At 39.8% G+C, this 17,110-nt stretch carries 15 protein-coding genes and 1 pseudogene; 4 read left to right on the top strand and 12 right to left on the bottom strand.

Annotation, left to right across the window (positions count from 1 at the left end):
* Positions 1-17 precede the first annotated feature (17 nt).
* The 3 genes and pseudogenes from queG to RCP16_RS16225 form a co-directional block, all read right to left on the bottom strand.
* Positions 18-1,729, bottom strand: a pseudogene (queG, locus tag RCP16_RS16215) (tRNA epoxyqueuosine(34) reductase QueG).
* A 25-nt stretch (positions 1,730-1,754) separates the two neighbouring features.
* The gene (lepB, locus tag RCP16_RS16220) at positions 1,755-2,273 is read right to left on the bottom strand and encodes a signal peptidase I (protein WP_069329432.1); all 519 of its coding nucleotides are present in this window, start codon (positions 2,271-2,273) and stop codon (positions 1,755-1,757) included.
* 148 nt (positions 2,274-2,421) lie between these two features.
* Positions 2,422-2,850, bottom strand: a complete 429-nt coding sequence (locus RCP16_RS16225; protein WP_069329433.1) for a GNAT family N-acetyltransferase — start codon at positions 2,848-2,850, stop codon at positions 2,422-2,424.
* A 678-nt stretch (positions 2,851-3,528) separates the two neighbouring features.
* Between RCP16_RS16225 and RCP16_RS16230 the strand changes: the two genes are divergently transcribed.
* Positions 3,529-4,137 carry a superoxide dismutase gene (locus RCP16_RS16230; RefSeq protein ID WP_069329434.1) on the top strand — a complete coding sequence of 203 codons (609 nt, stop codon included), beginning with the start codon at positions 3,529-3,531 and terminating at the stop codon, positions 4,135-4,137.
* A gap of 77 nt (positions 4,138-4,214) precedes the next feature.
* On the opposite strand, the gene RCP16_RS16235 is transcribed toward RCP16_RS16230, so the two are convergent.
* From RCP16_RS16235 to acpS, 4 genes are all read right to left on the bottom strand, one after another.
* On the bottom strand, positions 4,215-5,093 hold the full coding sequence (locus RCP16_RS16235) for a DMT family transporter (RefSeq protein WP_308640816.1): 879 nt from the start codon (positions 5,091-5,093) through the stop codon (positions 4,215-4,217).
* 340 nt (positions 5,094-5,433) lie between these two features.
* Positions 5,434-5,853, bottom strand: a complete 420-nt coding sequence (locus tag RCP16_RS16240) for an SMI1/KNR4 family protein (RefSeq protein WP_137224945.1) — start codon at positions 5,851-5,853, stop codon at positions 5,434-5,436.
* A gap of 17 nt (positions 5,854-5,870) precedes the next feature.
* The gene (gene mutY / locus RCP16_RS16245) at positions 5,871-7,262 is read right to left on the bottom strand and encodes an A/G-specific adenine glycosylase (RefSeq protein ID WP_308640817.1); all 1,392 of its coding nucleotides are present in this window, start codon (positions 7,260-7,262) and stop codon (positions 5,871-5,873) included.
* A gap of 96 nt (positions 7,263-7,358) precedes the next feature.
* Positions 7,359-7,766 carry a holo-ACP synthase gene (acpS, locus tag RCP16_RS16250; protein ID WP_069329438.1) on the bottom strand — a complete coding sequence of 136 codons (408 nt, stop codon included), beginning with the start codon at positions 7,764-7,766 and terminating at the stop codon, positions 7,359-7,361.
* Positions 7,767-7,948: 182 nt separating this feature from the next.
* On the opposite strand from acpS, the gene RCP16_RS16255 reads away from it, so the two are divergent.
* Positions 7,949-8,779, top strand: coding sequence for an alpha/beta hydrolase family protein (locus tag RCP16_RS16255; RefSeq protein WP_069329439.1), 831 nt, complete (start codon positions 7,949-7,951; stop codon positions 8,777-8,779).
* A gap of 148 nt (positions 8,780-8,927) precedes the next feature.
* On the opposite strand, the gene nadE is transcribed toward RCP16_RS16255, so the two are convergent.
* The 3 genes from nadE to RCP16_RS16270 all read right to left on the bottom strand — a co-directional run bounded on the left by nadE (position 8,928) and on the right by RCP16_RS16270 (position 12,087).
* Complete coding sequence (gene nadE, locus RCP16_RS16260) at positions 8,928-9,737, bottom strand: NAD(+) synthase (RefSeq protein ID WP_273593113.1); 810 nt, start codon at positions 9,735-9,737, stop codon at positions 8,928-8,930.
* Positions 9,738-9,889: 152 nt separating this feature from the next.
* Entirely contained in the window at positions 9,890-10,324 is a 435-nt protein-coding gene (locus tag RCP16_RS16265; protein WP_069329441.1) for a BrxA/BrxB family bacilliredoxin, read from the bottom strand.
* Positions 10,325-10,428: 104 nt separating this feature from the next.
* Complete coding sequence (locus tag RCP16_RS16270; RefSeq protein WP_161594297.1) at positions 10,429-12,087, bottom strand: ATP-binding protein; 1,659 nt, start codon at positions 12,085-12,087, stop codon at positions 10,429-10,431.
* 321 nt (positions 12,088-12,408) lie between these two features.
* On the opposite strand from RCP16_RS16270, the gene RCP16_RS16275 reads away from it, so the two are divergent.
* The gene (locus RCP16_RS16275) at positions 12,409-13,677 is read left to right on the top strand and encodes a BaiN/RdsA family NAD(P)/FAD-dependent oxidoreductase (RefSeq protein WP_273594634.1); all 1,269 of its coding nucleotides are present in this window, start codon (positions 12,409-12,411) and stop codon (positions 13,675-13,677) included.
* Positions 13,678-13,781: 104 nt separating this feature from the next.
* On the opposite strand, the gene RCP16_RS16280 is transcribed toward RCP16_RS16275, so the two are convergent.
* The gene (locus RCP16_RS16280; RefSeq protein ID WP_308640818.1) at positions 13,782-14,660 is read right to left on the bottom strand and encodes a glycerophosphodiester phosphodiesterase family protein; all 879 of its coding nucleotides are present in this window, start codon (positions 14,658-14,660) and stop codon (positions 13,782-13,784) included.
* A 693-nt stretch (positions 14,661-15,353) separates the two neighbouring features.
* Between RCP16_RS16280 and RCP16_RS16285 the strand changes: the two genes are divergently transcribed.
* Complete coding sequence (locus RCP16_RS16285) at positions 15,354-15,821, top strand: MarR family winged helix-turn-helix transcriptional regulator (RefSeq protein WP_069329444.1); 468 nt, start codon at positions 15,354-15,356, stop codon at positions 15,819-15,821.
* 313 nt (positions 15,822-16,134) lie between these two features.
* On the opposite strand, the gene RCP16_RS16290 is transcribed toward RCP16_RS16285, so the two are convergent.
* Entirely contained in the window at positions 16,135-17,094 is a 960-nt protein-coding gene (locus RCP16_RS16290; RefSeq protein ID WP_308640819.1) for an NAD(P)H-dependent flavin oxidoreductase, read from the bottom strand.
* Positions 17,095-17,110 lie beyond the last annotated feature (16 nt).

The following is a 17,110-nucleotide window of genomic DNA, read 5'->3' on the forward strand; positions in this document are numbered from 1 at the left end:
ATATTAGGATATGAGCTCTATTTCAATTCAAATAGCACAGGTTCAATAGGATACCCTTCCAGATTCAACAACCATTCTTTCAGTGGCAGACCACTACCATAACCGACCATTTGTCCATTCATTCCAATCACACGATGACATGGAATAAGCAGCGGTACTGGATTACGATTATTAGCGCCTCCAACGGCTCGTACTGCTGTAGGATGACCAATCTGCTGGGCGATCCATTTATACGAAACGACTTCTCCATAAGGAATAGTCTGTAACCCTTGCCAGACCAGACGCTGAAAATCAGTACCTTGGAAATCAAACGACAACTCAAATATTTGCCGCTCTCCTGCAAAATATTCATGTAACTGCTGTACGGCTGACTGTAAACGATCAGGCGAATATATATACTCATGCTCTCCATACCAGCGCTTTGCCCAAATCGCCATCTTATCTTTATTATCGGCATAAGATTTAAAATCTAAACGGCATATCCCGTGAAGTGACGATGTTAGCGTTATTGTTCCTGTAGGCGCCTTAATTTCATCGTAATACAAAGAAATCATTCTGCGATCTCTCCTTCAAGTATAGCTTTGGCTTGGAGCAAACGTTCCGTGACTTCAGGCTCTACTTCTTTGGCGAGCGCATGGATCACTGCTTGTAGCGCATCTTCGCCACCTATTCGGCTAAGCGCCCATACGATTGTTCCTCTGAGCTCTGGTCTAGGATCACGATGCAGTAATTCGGTTAACTTCGGCACAGCTGATTTGTCCCGGAAATTCCCGAGTGCAATAACTGCATTGCGTTGAATGGGCTTTTTGCCACGCCATGCCGCAGAAGTATCACCAAATTGTTCTTTAAATTCTCGATTACTGAGATCAAGTATCGGTAATAATAATGGCTTGGCTTTTTCTGGATCAGGGCGAAGTTCTTCTTGATGATTCCAGTTCTTGCCTTTGTTTTTGGGACATACAATCTGGCAGGTATCGCAACCATACAATCGATTTCCGATCTTACGCATATGCTCATCAGATAACATGCCTTTAGTCTGTGTTAGAAAAGAAACACAGACTTGTGAGTTCAATTGTCCGGGACCTACTAATGCCCCTGTTGGACAAGCATCTATACATTTGGTACATGTTCCACAATCTTCAGTAACTGGCGTATCGGGTGGAAACGGAATATCCGTGATCATATCACCTAGAAATATCCATGAACCTAATGTAGGTGAAATCACAGCACAGTTTTTACCGTAAAAACCGATCCCTGCACGCTGAGCCACCGCGCGATCTGACAACACCCCGGTATCTACCATACTTTCTATTCGAACTTCCGGTACCTTTTCCCGAATAAAATCTTCTAAACGCTGCATCCGATCACGTAGTACATAATGATAATCTTTGCCCCATGCTGAACGTGCCATAATGCCTCGATATTGTCCGGGTTCTGACTTAGGCGGGTTTTCCATCTTGGAATGATAGGTAACAGATATCGCTATAATCGACTTCGCTCCATCTAATGCCAAGCTCGGGTGAATACGTTTCTCAATATCCGGTTCTTCAAAACCTGATTCATGCCCTTTACGACGATGCTCTTCCAAGACTCCTTTTAAATACAAAAAAGGATCTGCTGTCGTAAAGCCTACATCATCTATGCCCAGCGATGGCGCAGCCTGCTTGATTTCAAGCTTGAGCTGTTCCCATCTGGTTGTTGGTTGTTGTAATACTTCTTGCTGCGTCATGCACTGTCACCTCCTATAATACGTTCTATAAAAATGCCCATTTGGATAAAGGCCATATAATAAAATCGGCACGCCCGACAATCTGCGTTAAAGCTATCGTACCAAAAATACGACTGTCTTTACTCATTCCTTCATGACGATTATCACCCATGACATAATATTGCCCTTCTGGCACTATCATCGGCTTGTGATCTTCATCTCCTATATCGGTATCAATATACGTTTCCTGCTGTTCGATCTGATTGATATATACTCGGTGGTTACGAATCTCAATCGTATCTCCGCCGATAGCAATGACTCGTTTCACTAACAATTTGGAGCTAGGGCTTGCACTCAATATAGGATCATGCAAAATAATAATATCTCCACGTGCTGGTGTATGAAATTTATAGATTAATTTATTGATAAACAACCGTTCTTGCTGTACAAGAGTTGGCTGCATCGACTGTCCTTTGACTGTTGATATATTAAATACCCAACTATTCAATATGCCGAGTATGATTAATGCCAAGACCATCGTCTTGAGCCATTCCCGCCAATACATAATACACCTCATTTAAAATCTTACGTTATGTTTATTATACCTTAAATTCTTCCTAAATATAGAAAAGCACATCTTTATTCCCATCCGTGTTTCGGAGGGCAAGATGTGCTCATATGTGGATATTACATAAAATTCTTCTCTCTAAACTTTACGCATGAACAGCAACGATACTGAGTTTGTCAAAAGTCTTCAAGACTTTATTCTCTCCATATCCCATTGCTTCGTAAAGTGGTAATACAGCCTTGTTGTGCTCATCGCCAGCGACCATAATGCCACTGACATTGCGTTGCTCAAAACGTTGTTCCATAGCTTTGACAAGTGCCGTACCTACACCTCTGCGTCTAACATCAGGATGTACAGCGATGCGGTAATAACAACCAAAATTCCGATCGATTGTACCGATTAATAGACCAACAATCTCTTCGCCTTGTTCCGCTACTACGATTAGCTCGGAATCCCATGATAATTGTGTGGCGAACGGTCCCATCGTGTTCTCGTAACATTCTTCAGATAAAGCCACCTGCAAGAGTTCTGTAACGAGACTCAAATCACTTAATTTAAAGGAACGAACATTCATACTCCAAACTCCCTTTTCATCAGCTTGATTAAGTACACCCTTATAAAAAAACAAAAAGAAGGACATTCGCTTATAGAAGCGTTGCGTCCAACGATAAAGGATTGCATAAAATCCTATAGTACACATCGACCAAAAGACAACAAAAAACTGCAAAAATGTGCAGAATATAACCTCAACGATAATTAAACCACAATTTCCGCCAGATTACACCAATTTTCTTTTGAAAGCGCTTAATTACTCTGTTTTCCACCTATCGGTTCCACTTTAAACATAATTTGGTAATTAAAGGATATCCAATTATATTTATAAATAAACGCTTATAAATATTCACGACAATTATTATATCTTCAATTAAAGTTGTATGCGGGACAAAATATAGTATAACACTACTTTAGTAGCCTCACTATACTTTTTGTCATATTTCGTGCATTTTCGACTCTATTTCTTTCTATTACTTCTATATATTAAAATAAAATAAATCGCTCGGAACCCGCACCACATCAACTTTCTAAACATAAAAGTTGATTTAGTCAAAAATATACGGTTTAATATAGAGAGTAATATGTTTATTTACATAGGGAACGGTTTTTAGCAGTTGTCATTAAGTTGAATACTATTTTTCTTATTGTTTCTGCTAACTTTCGTTTCTGAATTCTAAATTCTGGGAGGTATTTTACAATGGCATTCGAATTACCAGCATTACCGTACCCTAACAACGCTCTGGAACCACACATCGACGAACAAACGATGATGATTCACCATGACCGTCATCACAACACATATGTGACTAGTCTGAATACCGCTTTGGAAAGTGCTCCTGAATTGCAAAGCAAAAGCTTAGAAGAATTGATCAGCAACCTGGACAGCGTACCTGAAGGTATTCGTACAGCAGTTCGTAACCACGGTGGCGGACATTACAACCACAGTCTTTTCTGGGAAATTATCGGACCTGACGCTGGCGGCGCACCTACTGGTGATATCGCAGCAGCAATCGATAGCGAACTAGGCGGATTTGAGAAATTCAAAGAAGACTTCGCTAAAGCAGCAACTACTCGTTTTGGTAGCGGTTGGGCTTGGCTAGTTGTTAAAGATGGCAAATTGGCAGTAACAAGTACTCCTAACCAAGATAGCCCGGTTATGGAAGGTGCTACTCCATTGCTTGGTATTGATGTGTGGGAACATGCATACTACCTTAAATATCAAAACAAACGCCCTGACTACATTGCAGCTTTCTGGAATGTAATCAACTGGGATGCAGTAAACAAACGTTACGCTGCTGCAAAATAAGAATATACTCTTTTACAATAGCAGTATCAAAAAGCCCTTTGGAGTATTTATATTCCAAAGGGCTTTTTTTGTATTCTTTATATTCTGATCTTCTTGGTCTTCTGTACACCATTCATCAAAATAACACCTATAAAAATCACGATCAACCCGACAATCGTTCCTAAAGTAATATGTTCATTTAAGAGCAAGATTCCCCAGAAAATACCGAATAGCGGAACTAAAAAAGTTACACTTACTGTTTTGGTTGGGCCGACATGCTCCACGAGATAGAAATATAACAGGTAGCCAATAGCCGTACATAACACCGCTAACCCTAATACAGCGATCATCACCGTTAGCGAAATCGTTGCTGTCGGTACAGTCACTACACTTAAAGGAATAAGAATAATTCCGGCTGCTAGCTGTTGCCCGATCGATAACGAAAGAGCCGGTGTATTGGTAAAGGTAAGTTTCGTATATACACTGCCAATGCCATAAAATAACGCCGCTGTTAGCGAAGCACCGATCGACAACCATACTTCTAGAGTAAACGGAACGGAACTCCAACCCATCAGAATACACACACCTACAAGTCCAATCAGAATACCAATCACTTTACGAACAGATAAATATTCTTTTAACCAGATGCGAGCTACAATCGCTGTAAAAAGGGGGGTTGTAGCATTCAAAATAGCTGTTAAAGAAGCATTAAGATGAACAGCTGAATACGCAATAAGTGAAAAAGGAATAGCTGCATTTAATAGACCCAACATCAGATAATATTTCCATTCCTTTTTAAAATCAGGCAATTTGCGTACAATAAGCGCATAGATAAGTAGTACAATACCTGCAATCCATACACGTAAATCAATCAGCCAGATCGGCCCCAATACAGGTGCGGCTATTCGTATAAATATAAATGAGGCTCCCCAGAGAGCACCCAATAACAGTAACGCTCCTAATTCTTTAGGTTTCATAATGACTTACCTCCATCATTTCCAAAATATCATATCTCTGTGTACTATGTATTTTCGTTAGACTTTCAGCAATTAACTCTAATTGATAATGATTATCATTATAGATTAGAGTACCCATTGTTTCAACATGTTCTCCAAAATAAGTTACATCAAAACACACCGGATGATAAAACTTTCAATTGATTGCTTTTGGATTTGTCCTGCAAATTTACAAAGCAAAATTAGTATAGCTATGTTCACAACAGAAATAGCGTACACCACTGAATCTCTACTGTACGCTATATTCTCGTTGTAACTATACTTTATAATGTCACTATCAAGCTTTAAAAATCAGTCATAACTAATAATAAGGCAGATCCTCTAGCAATTCGGCAAAAGAATGACGACAAGGAATGATCGACTCCTCTTCCTCTAGCCAGACAACAACTTCTCCATAGTGTTGAGGCACTATTCGTAACAAAAAGCTGTTACCTCCAGCATCAGAAGCAAATGGAATACAGACTTCTTGCAAAATATCCCACGCATACTGCATATCTATCATTAATTGCTCTATCGTTAGTGAACCATACGTAATAGGCATAAATCCATGAATCAAAGGTGCATATTCTTCCCCATCTACAAATAACGGTTCTAGATAACCTCCATTATGCTGTAGATAGAAGTCTTTGAACGATTCTGGAATTGGATAGTCTATACTGTTAGCAAAGGTCTGCCATTCGTGCTCGGTTAATGATTGTTCACTTTCCTCTAACGATATCATGGCTATATCGCTCCTTTTTACTGGGCAAAATGCTGTTGCAGAATTTTGAGGAATAGATTGGGAAACGCATAGTTTTTCATATCGTCTGCGGCAATCCAGCGATAATCGTAAGCAAAAGCTTCACCCACCAGTGTACTTGGAACAGCTTCATAAACTTCTGGATGCTCTGCAACCGCTTCTTGTTGTTCTACTGCCAATGTATCATCAAGGTGAAGTTGTTTTTGGATTTTCTGTAGACTGCTTGGTGTTGAACCTGATAATTTGAGTTCTAGTGTAGCTTGTTCATATTCCAAAGGATCGATCTCTTTCAAAGCGCCTTGTGACGCTTCTAACGGCTGTGTCGCCGAACTTGTATAACGAACAGTAGGTTCTGATTGTTGCCCTGTAGCAGAGACTCCAGCTTCACGACAGCGGAATACACGCATCGTCCAATGGATATGGCTAAACGTATGCTCTTCTGTAATCCACGGCTCTAGCGGTTGAATATCTACTCCTTCGTTATGAATCCCATAGGTTAAGCGCTTCATTGCATCTGCATCCGGCAAGTCTGCACCTGCACCTGCTTTTTTGGAATCGTCTGCAAGAATATGAGGCAACTCCCACATGCGTGCAAGTAATCCTGTAGCTGGACGTTGGCGAATCAATACTTGTCCTGCGCGTTCTCCTGTTCCTTCAACCAGAGCCAGTAAACGATGTTCAGGACGTGGAGGTTTGGATTTGGTTTTGATCGGCAATATAAGCTCCATCCCATTCATTCGTCCTTCACAATGCTTCATCACCGGACAGGTAAGGCAACCCGGGGATTTGGGCGTACATACCATAGCTCCAAGTTCCATTAACGCTTGATTGAAATCCGAAGCACGACCACGTGGAATTAACTCTTTAGCGAGCACTTCCATTTTGACCCGTGTAGGCCCTTTAGCAATATCATCTTCTAAGCAGAAGTATCTCGATAATACACGCATCACGTTACCATCTACGGCTGGAACAGGAACACCATAAGCAATACTAAGCACTGCACCCGCAGTATACGGGCCTATTCCTTTAAGGGCAGAGATTTCTTCTGGTGTATTCGGTACAATGCCTTCATGACGCTCTACCACTTGTTGCGCCGCTGCTTGTAGATTACGGGCACGTGAGTAATAACCTAGCCCTTCCCAGCTTTTTAACACTTCTTCTTCCGGTGCAGTCGCTAATGCTTCTACCGTCGGAAATTTCTCGATAAAGCGAGTAAAGTAAGGAATTACAGTATCGACACGTGTCTGTTGCAACATAATTTCAGAGATCCAGATATGGTAAGGGTTACGACTTCGTCTCCATGGCAAATCACGCTTATGTTCGTCATACCAGACTAACAATTCACGACTAAAATACGTTTTGGCTTCTTGCTGTAAGGCTAAATTAGACATAGTACTCTCCTTCAATGATCGCAATCTTATGTGATCAGATATGATGTAGAATCATGTTGTAAATGAGGTGCATAAGTGTAGATAACATGCATGATTTCAATGGGTTAACGTTATTTTTTCGATGACGGCAAAAGCAGAAGCTAATTCGGTCTGGTGAGAAATACTTAAATGAATAGCATACTGTTCAGCTTGATCTGATAATCCTAATCGCTCCCATGCTTGAGCAGATAAGGCAACCGTAGGTTTGCCTGAAGGATTCGGTACAATCTCTATATCACCAAAGCTTATTGTAGCGCCAATCCCAGAGCCGAATCCTTTAGAAATAGCTTCTTTGGCAGCAAACCGTCCAGCTACAAATTCGTGTAGTTTGGCTCCTTTGGTCTGAGCAATGTTACGTTCGGCTGGTGTTAGTATACGATCTATAAATTTGGACCCTTGTGAACCTGTGACAATTCTAGCTACCCGTTTAATTTCAAGGACATCATGTCCTATACCATAAATCAAAATACGTACCTCCTGCACATTCCAATCTTGAATACTATTATTGTACCATTGGTGTTGCTTGTACTGCCAAGCATGTCTAGTTAGATATTGAGCTAAAGCCCGAATCATTGCTTATTCGATATCGGTTACGCTTTGATTACCAAGTGCTTTGGGTAAGTAGTACTTAGAAGGAGGTAATGATGATGTCAAATTCATTCACGATCCCCGGAGCAGACGGGGCAGTCATTCGTTGTACTCGCTACCCTGCTAAGCATGAAGTACGAGCTGTTATTATTATCGCTCATGGTTATAAAGGATTCAAAGATTGGGGCATGTTCCCGTATGTTGCACAGCAGTTGAGCAGTATCGGTGATGTGATTACATTTAATTTCTCACATAATGGTATTGGCGAACAGCCAGAAGAATTTACAGAGCTTGAGTTATTTGCTCGTAATACGTATGGTTTTGAATTGGAAGATTTATCGAACTTGACGAATTATATAAAAGAACAATCACAATATCAAGAAGTACCTATTTTTGTGCTTGGTCATAGCCGTGGAGGTGGAGTGAGTCTAGTGCATGCACTCGATCATCCAGATCAGATTGCTGGTGTATTATCATGGAATGGTATAAGCGATCTGCCAAGCTTATTCACGACAGAACAGAAAAAAGAAATGGTGACTGCGGGCAGAAGTTATATTACCAATGCACGTACAGGTCAACAGATGCCACTTGATCGAATCATTATTGATGATATTGAGGAGCACCGTGAACAATATGATCTGCTTCATCGAATAACAGAAGCGGCATTGCCGATTATGCTTGTCCAAGGAACAGAAGATCATCCTCATCTGCTTGAAGGCTCACAAGCTTTGTTAAATGCTAATCCTTCGATTAATTATGTTGCTATTGAAGGCGGTAACCATATGTTTAATACGGTTCATCCTTTTGTCGGTTCTTCTCCTCAATTGGATCAAGCATTGGAAGCCAGCAGTACATTTATTCGTAGTGTTATTGGTAGTCGTTTGGATTAATCTATTTAGTTATTTGGGTTGCCACTTTACATCCAAGCATAAAACAGCGTTCTTTCAACCTTTGCTCAGGTTAAAAGAACGCTGTTTTTTTCGTGTGTATAAAAAAATCCGTCATTATGTTCAGACTTTATAGTATAGCAACTGTGATTTAGATACCTGGAATTGGATCACGTTTGTGTGCAGTACGTTTGTAATAACTTTCAAGACGCTCTGCTGCTACTGGATCTATTGTTTTGCCTTCTAGATAGTCACTATTGTCATTATACGTAATCCCTAATTCGTCTTCATCCGTCTGATCTTCCCATAGTCCAGCAGAAGGAGCTTTATCTAGAATCGATTGGGGTACAGCCATATGTGTAGCCAATTGACGAACCTGACGTTTGTTTAACGTGCTTAATGGCGTGATATCTACTGCTCCATCCCCATATTTGGTGAAAAAGCCTGTGATCGCTTCAGAAGCATGATCGGTTCCGACTACTAACAAATTCAATTCATTAGCTAGTGCATATTGAGTGACCATACGTGTTCTTGCTTTGATATTACCTTTGGCTTGAGGTGTAATCGGATCTTGAATATCAATGCTTGGCAACACTTTATTTACAAGGTCAGTGATGGCATCTACACCGCTCTGTACATCAGTTTCAACTGTATGTTCAAGCTTGAATGCTTCAGCAACCGCATAACTATCAGCGATATCTGATTGTTGTCCATAAGGTTGATATACACCAAGTGTCATGTATTTTTTACCTGTGGACTCACTAAGCTCATCCGTTGCTTGTTTACAAAGACCTGCGGCAACTGCACTATCAATTCCACCACTAATTGCAATCAGTAATCCTTGTGTACCTGATTGTTGAATATAGGATTTGAGAAAATCAACACGCTTGCGAATCTCTGCATCCGGTTCAATTGTTGGTTGAACACGTAAATCATCAATAATTTGCTGTTGTATACTCATCTTTATTTCCACTCCTTTTATTCATTCTGTAATACATCTTTACCCATTCCATTCTATTCATATCAGCTAAAAAAAACAAATGTCCTACCATTTTCAGCTTAGCCGAAAATCGCAGGACATTGATAGATGTTTATATAAACCGTTAGGTTAGATTACAGGCAATATTTTTCAAATGCATCATTCAATGCATAAGCAATATCTTCTGCTGAATTATTTTCAATCTGGTGACGCTCGATAAAGTGGACTAATTCTCCATCTTTCATCAAAGCAATCGAAGGCGAAGACGGTGGGAATGGTGCGAAATATTCGCGTGCTTTGGCTGTTGCTTCTTTATCTTGTCCTGCAAATACCGTATACAAATGATCCGGTTTTAATTCATTTTGCAGTGCTTGAGCTACGCCTGGACGACATTGACCTGCTGCGCATCCGCATACAGAGTTCACGACAACCAGTGTTGTTCCTTTTTGATCAGGAAGATGTGCTTCTACCTCTTCTGGAGTACGAAGCTCCGTAATACCTAGTGTAGTTAGTTCATCCCGCATCGGTTGAACCATATCTCGCATATATTGATCAAAAGACATTGACATTGTTATTCACTCCTTACTTTTAATAAGCGTTAAGTTATATTATACAGTCATATAGGCTGAAAGCAAGCAACAGAATACAATACTTGTTAAGACAATACCATAAATTAATCTTTATTTTCAGTAGAATTCACTTGATCATGCGAAGGATCAAAGATGACGTTAAACGTTGTTTTGACGCCTTCTTCTGATTCTACCTGAATACGACCATGATGGCGCTCTACAATACTCAGGCAAAGCGATAACCCCAAGCCTGTCCCTTTGGATTTGGTCGTATAAAATGGCTCAAATAATTTCTCTAACTTATCTGGAGAAATTCCCGGTCCTATATCTTGAATACTCATGGTCACCTCATTGCCATGACAATACGTCTCGATCTTGAGTTCACCTTTGTCATCCATCGATTCCATTCCATTGCGTGCCAGGTTCAGAATAAGCTGTTTGATCTCTTTGGAATTCAAGTTCAGTTCAGGCAAGTCTTTGCCGGGTACAAAAACGATACTTTGTCCTCGTAGATTCGCATCTGCCCATAATAACGGTAGCAATTCTTCTATAATAGAATGTAAATGAATCCACTGCTTCTCAACCACTCGATTCTGTGCCAGAGACAAAAAGTCGTTAATAATACTATTTGCACGATCCAATTCATCCATTACTATCACGTAATAATGATCAAGCGAAGGTGGGCTTTTTTCTTGCATTAACTGCAAAAACCCTCTAACGACTGCCATTGGATTGCGGATCTCATGCGTGATACTAGCAGCCATTTTACCAACAAGGCTTAATTGCTCGACATGATCCAATTCGTTACGTAACCGTTCTAACTCTGTCGTATCTTGACTCAAAATAACCACACCAGACGGTTCTTCTGAAAATGTACGCAAAGGCACAATATTCACATAAAATGAACCATAACCTAGACGAAGCAATTTGTTAATCGTTTCTTGCCCTGCTTGAGCAGCTTTCGTTAACGTCACTACTTCGTGTAGACCTGGTGTAATATCTTCTTTTTGCAAGCCGGTGAAATGAAACCCGATTGCAGATTCTGCGGTCATATCCGGGAATGAGCGTTTCATCAATTGCAAAGCGCTTGCATTAATCGAAGTAATCCGTCCATGTTCATCAAGCGATGTAATAATCATAGGTGATACATTCATAATCTGACGTAACTTTTCAGCTTCTGTAATAAATTTGTTCGATAAACGTAACATCTGTCGATCAATTTCTTTTTTCTCTATAATGCGTTCAATCGCTTGCACACAATAATCTCCTGCAGCTAATGCCGCCAAAACAATCATCACGACCATGATCCAGAGTTCCGGACTCATCGGTACTGCATTTTGATTTAACAACGAAATAATCATAGATAATACAGCACTTAACAAAATAAGAGACGCTACAAACGAGCGTTTAACTTTTAAAGTCGCTATGCGAAATCGTAAAGAAATCAGGCATATAAACGGAAACAGTAATAATCCGGTATCTATAAGTAAGCCATTCCAACTCCAATGGTTGTTAAATATAAAATACATTGCGATACCTAACCCCAGTAAAACTATACCGCGAAGAGGGCCTATATACATGACTCCAACAATCAGTGAAACTACGCCCATATGTAAAGCGTAGGGAGATGCACTATACATCGAGAAAAACCAACAAATCATTATACTAATGGCGAAGGAAACTACAATAACGGGAGAATATCCACGCCATGCTAATCGTCCATTATGCAAGGAATCGTAGCCACTGCGTTCAATAACGCCCATGAAGAAAAAAATAGCAGAACCTACAGACAACATTTGCAGTAGAATTTCCTTGACGACAATAATAATGACGTGCCCCTCCTTTACATATGTCTTATCCCGATTAAATCATAGCAGACATTACATTACAATATATAGAAATTTACGCTAATATTTTGAAATCATCTACTCAATACCCCTGCTCGCTATCATTATAAACATTTGTTCAGTAACTATTTATGATTTGTTGTCCTATCCATTCCTTATTAGTGGTATATTGAAAAAGAACGATTCTTGGATAGTATAGAGTCTGTTCCTATTTTTAAGACAAAGGAAAGATACATGTTGATATACGATATTATAGTAATTGGCGGCGGATCAGCTGGACTGATGGCAAGTGTCGCAGCAAGTGAAGATGGTGCACAGGTTCTACTCGTTGATAAAGGAAACAAATTAGGGCGTAAGCTTGGAATCTCTGGTGGTGGACGTTGCAATGTCACCAATGCCAAAGAAATCGATGACTTGATCAAATACATTCCGGGTAACGGACGTTTTCTATACAGTGCTCTCGCTAATTTTAGCAATCGAGATATTATGACTTTTTTTGAAAATATGGGTATTCAGCTTAAAGAAGAAGATAACGGTAGAATGTTCCCTGTATCAGACAAAGCCAAAACAGTTGTCGATGCACTGATTAATAAAGTGCGTTCTCAAGGCGTACAGATTCGTACTAATAGCCCTGTAGACGAAGTGCTATACGATCAAGGACAGGCTGTCGGAGTACGACTTCGCTCTGGCGAAGTATTTCACAGCCGAGCTGTTATTATCGCTGTAGGTGGTAAATCGGTTCCTCAGACTGGTTCAGAAGGCGATGGTTATGCCTGGGCAGAACAAGCAGGACATACGATTACAGACCTTTATCCTACTGAAGTTCCTATGACTTCACCAGAACCATTTATTCAGAGCAAAGAACTTCAAGGATTATCTTTACGTAATATCGGCTTAACCGTCTGGAATCCAAAGGGCAAAAAGTTAATTTATCATGATGGCGATATGATTTTTACCCATTTCGGGATATCTGGCCCTACTGCTCTAAGATGTAGCCAATATGTGGTCAAAGCACTCAAAAAATTTCCGGTTACTTCTATTATGGTCACGCTAGACTTGTTTCCTGACAAATCGGTAGATGATGTCTATAATGAAACTCTTGCTTTAGCGGAAACGGATTCAAAAAAAGCGATTAAAAATGTATTAAAAGGTTATCTACCTGAACGCATGATTCCGCTGATCTTGAGCAAATCAGGGCTAGAAGACGATATTACCTTCTATAATATTCCCCGTCAATTATGGTTAGAGATGGCGAAATTACTCAAAGCTTTCCCGATTGCGATGCATGGTACACTGTCGATCAAAGAAGCTTTTGTTACAGGTGGCGGTGTAAACCTGAAAGAAGTCGATCCCAAAACCATGGAATCTAAATTAATGAACGGATTATACTTTTGTGGTGAAGTGTTAGATATTCATGGCTATACAGGTGGATACAATATTACTGCTGCTTTTACTACCGGTTATAATGCAGGCAAAAGTGCAGCACTCCAAGCCAGTCAAGTATAAACGATTTTGTTCATACACAAAAAGAAGCTTTTCCTATCGTTATGGAAAGCTTCTTTTTTGTATGATAGTTATGCAATATAGATCAAATAATAGCTATTCTTATGTTATTCGTTAAGATACGCAAATAATCCTTCTGGATCATCGGTCTGAATCATATTCACACCACGGCGAATATGCCATTCCCATCCTTCTGATACATCTACCCGAGAAATAATATCTGAATGACCACCGCAGATCGAATCCCACATTGTATTTGTCCAAATACGGCAATGATTGCTTTTGATACGGTCTAATACTTCTATGGATATCCGTTCGTCTGCTTCATCTTCAAAGCAAATCTCAAAAGCTTGTGGCTGTACCGCTGCACAGATGTAATCAATATCTTGAACCATCTCCGGATTCGAATCATCAATAATCTGCATATACAACGGTTGCTCTATTTTATCTGCCAAAAATAACTGTACTTCTGCCGCACTGGCTGTACTTTTAAATAAAGCTTGCGATACTGTACCTGTACGTAATAATACTTCATAGACTTGCTCCCGATAATCCCAACATTTATCCAAATTAATCATAACTTTATTTTTGATCAAAATTAATATTTCTTCTAATGTAGGAATGCTGTAATTGGTTAATGGTTGATTGATTCCACCTTGATATTGACGCAGACGAAGTTCCCGCAACTGTCTAAACGTCATTTCATTAATAGAGCCTGTTCCATTGGTCATTCGATCGACGGTCTCATCATGCATCAGAATCAATACACTATCCGCAGTCTGTTGTACATCAATTTCAATCATATCCGCTCCAGCAACAACTGAATATTGAATCGCTGCTAATGAGTTTTCTGGTGCTTGCTTCCAATTTCCTCTGTGTACAGCCATCATCACTCGACCATTCGGGTCCCAAAAGCTAGATAAAATCTCTTTCAACGACGATTCTGAAGGTTGTTTGCGTGCAGCAGCGATATTATTTCTCACCATGTATCATTCCTCTATTCTTTTATTCGTTAGAATTAATTGAATTTCATCAGATGTGGTTTCTGCGTTATAACTGATCTTTATACTGTAATCAATAAGGGTCAAAATCAGTAGATATTTGATCTCTTTTTATGTAAATTCGATTTTTGAATTATAAACAGCTTATACACAAATTAGTACCAGATATTAAGGGTTTACACACACTTTATCAACAAGTTATGCACAGCCTGAGGATAGATTTAAGTAAAATACTTCCACCTTAATCATTTAAAAAAATAATTATGCACCGAAATCAGGGGATAGATTGTGGAAAACTGCTTATTTATACGATTTTTCTATACATTCTATACTAATTTTACGTATATTGTCCGTAATTTAATATTCACTCTATTTATACACACACTTATCCACAAATTTCATCCACTTATACACAGTTAACACACAGCAAACAAAGCAAGAAAAAATCTAGTTTTTTGTAAATTTTATGTTTCAAAAATCGTTATCCACAATTTATCCTACTTTTCCACGCTTTGATTGGAATTTAATATTTAAATTTAATATTTAAAAAGTCTACCATTGTGACAAATCGCATGTTTTTTCAATAAAATTACAAGTAAAATAGATTTATATTCCAATCCATTAATTCATTTGATGAATATATTCCACACTAAACTGCCTAGAAAGGGTGAATTTATCATGATCAATATGTCCATGAATGATACTGAACAATCTATGCACCTTTACCGTGTTTTCGCTAAAGCTTTTAAAAGTTTGAGTGAACATGCTGTAGCTGGAAGCAAAATTGAAGGCTTCAACTCTACTGCTTTTGCTGTAATGGAAGTTCTTTATTTTAAAAGCGCCCAACCGATACAACAAATTGGTGCTAAATTATTACTACAAAGTGGTAATGTTACTTATGTGATCGACAAGTTAGAACACAGCGGATTGTTACGTCGTCATCCTTGCCCTACCGATCGTCGTGTGATCTATGCTGAATTGACTGATGTGGGACGTGCTGTGATGGATGAAATTTATCCAAAATATGAAGAACGTCTGAATTATGCGTTAAGCGGTCTGAATTTCCAAGAGAAAGAACAAATGATTTTCTTACTCAAAAAATTAGGTATGGAAGCAGAACGTTTGTCTCCTGCTATGCGTAAATAAACCGTTTGTACGTTCCGCATACTCTATTAAAAAAAGGATCATTCCCTATTTTCTCCATGTTTTGCAGGAGAGAATGCGAAATGATCCTTTTTGGGTTTGTTTTTTGAAAATATCGCTTGGGTGGGTGAATGAGAGCGCTACGGGGAATAATCGTTCTTGTCGTCGCTGGTGCAAGCTAATCCCTTGAATAACCGCTTTGCGGTAGGGATTAGCTTACAAAGGCGAGCGCTTCGCTCTTTCAGAATGATTATTCCCCTCCGCTCTACATCGTGGTGGGAGATATTTCAAGAAAAAAGTTAACCCTATTAATTGATTAGGTTGACCACTTTTGGCGGATGTCTTGGGCTTCTTGGAGCATGCGTTGGATGAGTTCTGCTACGGTTGGGATGTCTTTGATGAGACCGATGACTTGTCCTGCCCAGGCGAAGCCTTGTTCGGGTTGGTCATCATAGATCCATCGTTTGTTGGCTTCGCCACTGATATAGGATTTTAGGGCTTCATAGGTGGGTGTGACTTGTTCGATTTTTAGAATTTCATTGGTATAGTCCGTCCGTAATACTCTTGCAGGTGCTTTGATAGAACGTTTGATAATCACGGTATCGGATGCTGCGCTGTCGACCAGTGCTTTTTTATAAGAAGCTGATGCATGTATACATTCGGTTGTAGCAATAAAGCGTGTGCCCATTTCTATACCTTCTGCACCTAGCGCATGTGCCGCCATCCAGCCTCGACCGTCTCCGATCCCTCCTGAAGCGACCACTGGAATACTCACTGCATCAACTACTTGGGGAACCAATACCATCGTTCCTACATCATCGATCCCTAGATGTCCACCACCTTCTTGTCCAACAACGATCACAGCATCTGCACCTAATTGCTCTGCTTTTTGCGCTTGTCTGGGTGACGATACAAGCACTAATGCTTTGATAGCTGTAGGTCTAAGCATCTCTAATACAGGTGCTGGATTGCCTCCTGTAATTGTGACTACTAGAACATGTTCATCTATAGCCACTTGTACTCGATCTTCATAACCGAATCCATACTGCCCTATCGCAAAGTTCACCCCAAACGGCTTATCTGTCAATGTACGTAGACGACGAATATCTTCACGTAATGCTTCGGCATCTGGCAGACTCATAGCTGTAATTTGCCCGAGTCCACCTGCATTACAGACCGCAGCCGCAAGGTCAGAGTAACCTAGATAGGCTAGTCCACCTTCTATGATGGGATATTCAATCTGTAATAGCTCTGTTATTCTTGTATTCCATTTCATCGTTATCATCCTTATC

The sequence above is a fragment of the Paenibacillus nuruki genome, assembly GCF_963311185.1.
Classification (GTDB): domain Bacteria; phylum Bacillota; class Bacilli; order Paenibacillales; family Paenibacillaceae; genus Saccharibacillus; species Saccharibacillus nuruki.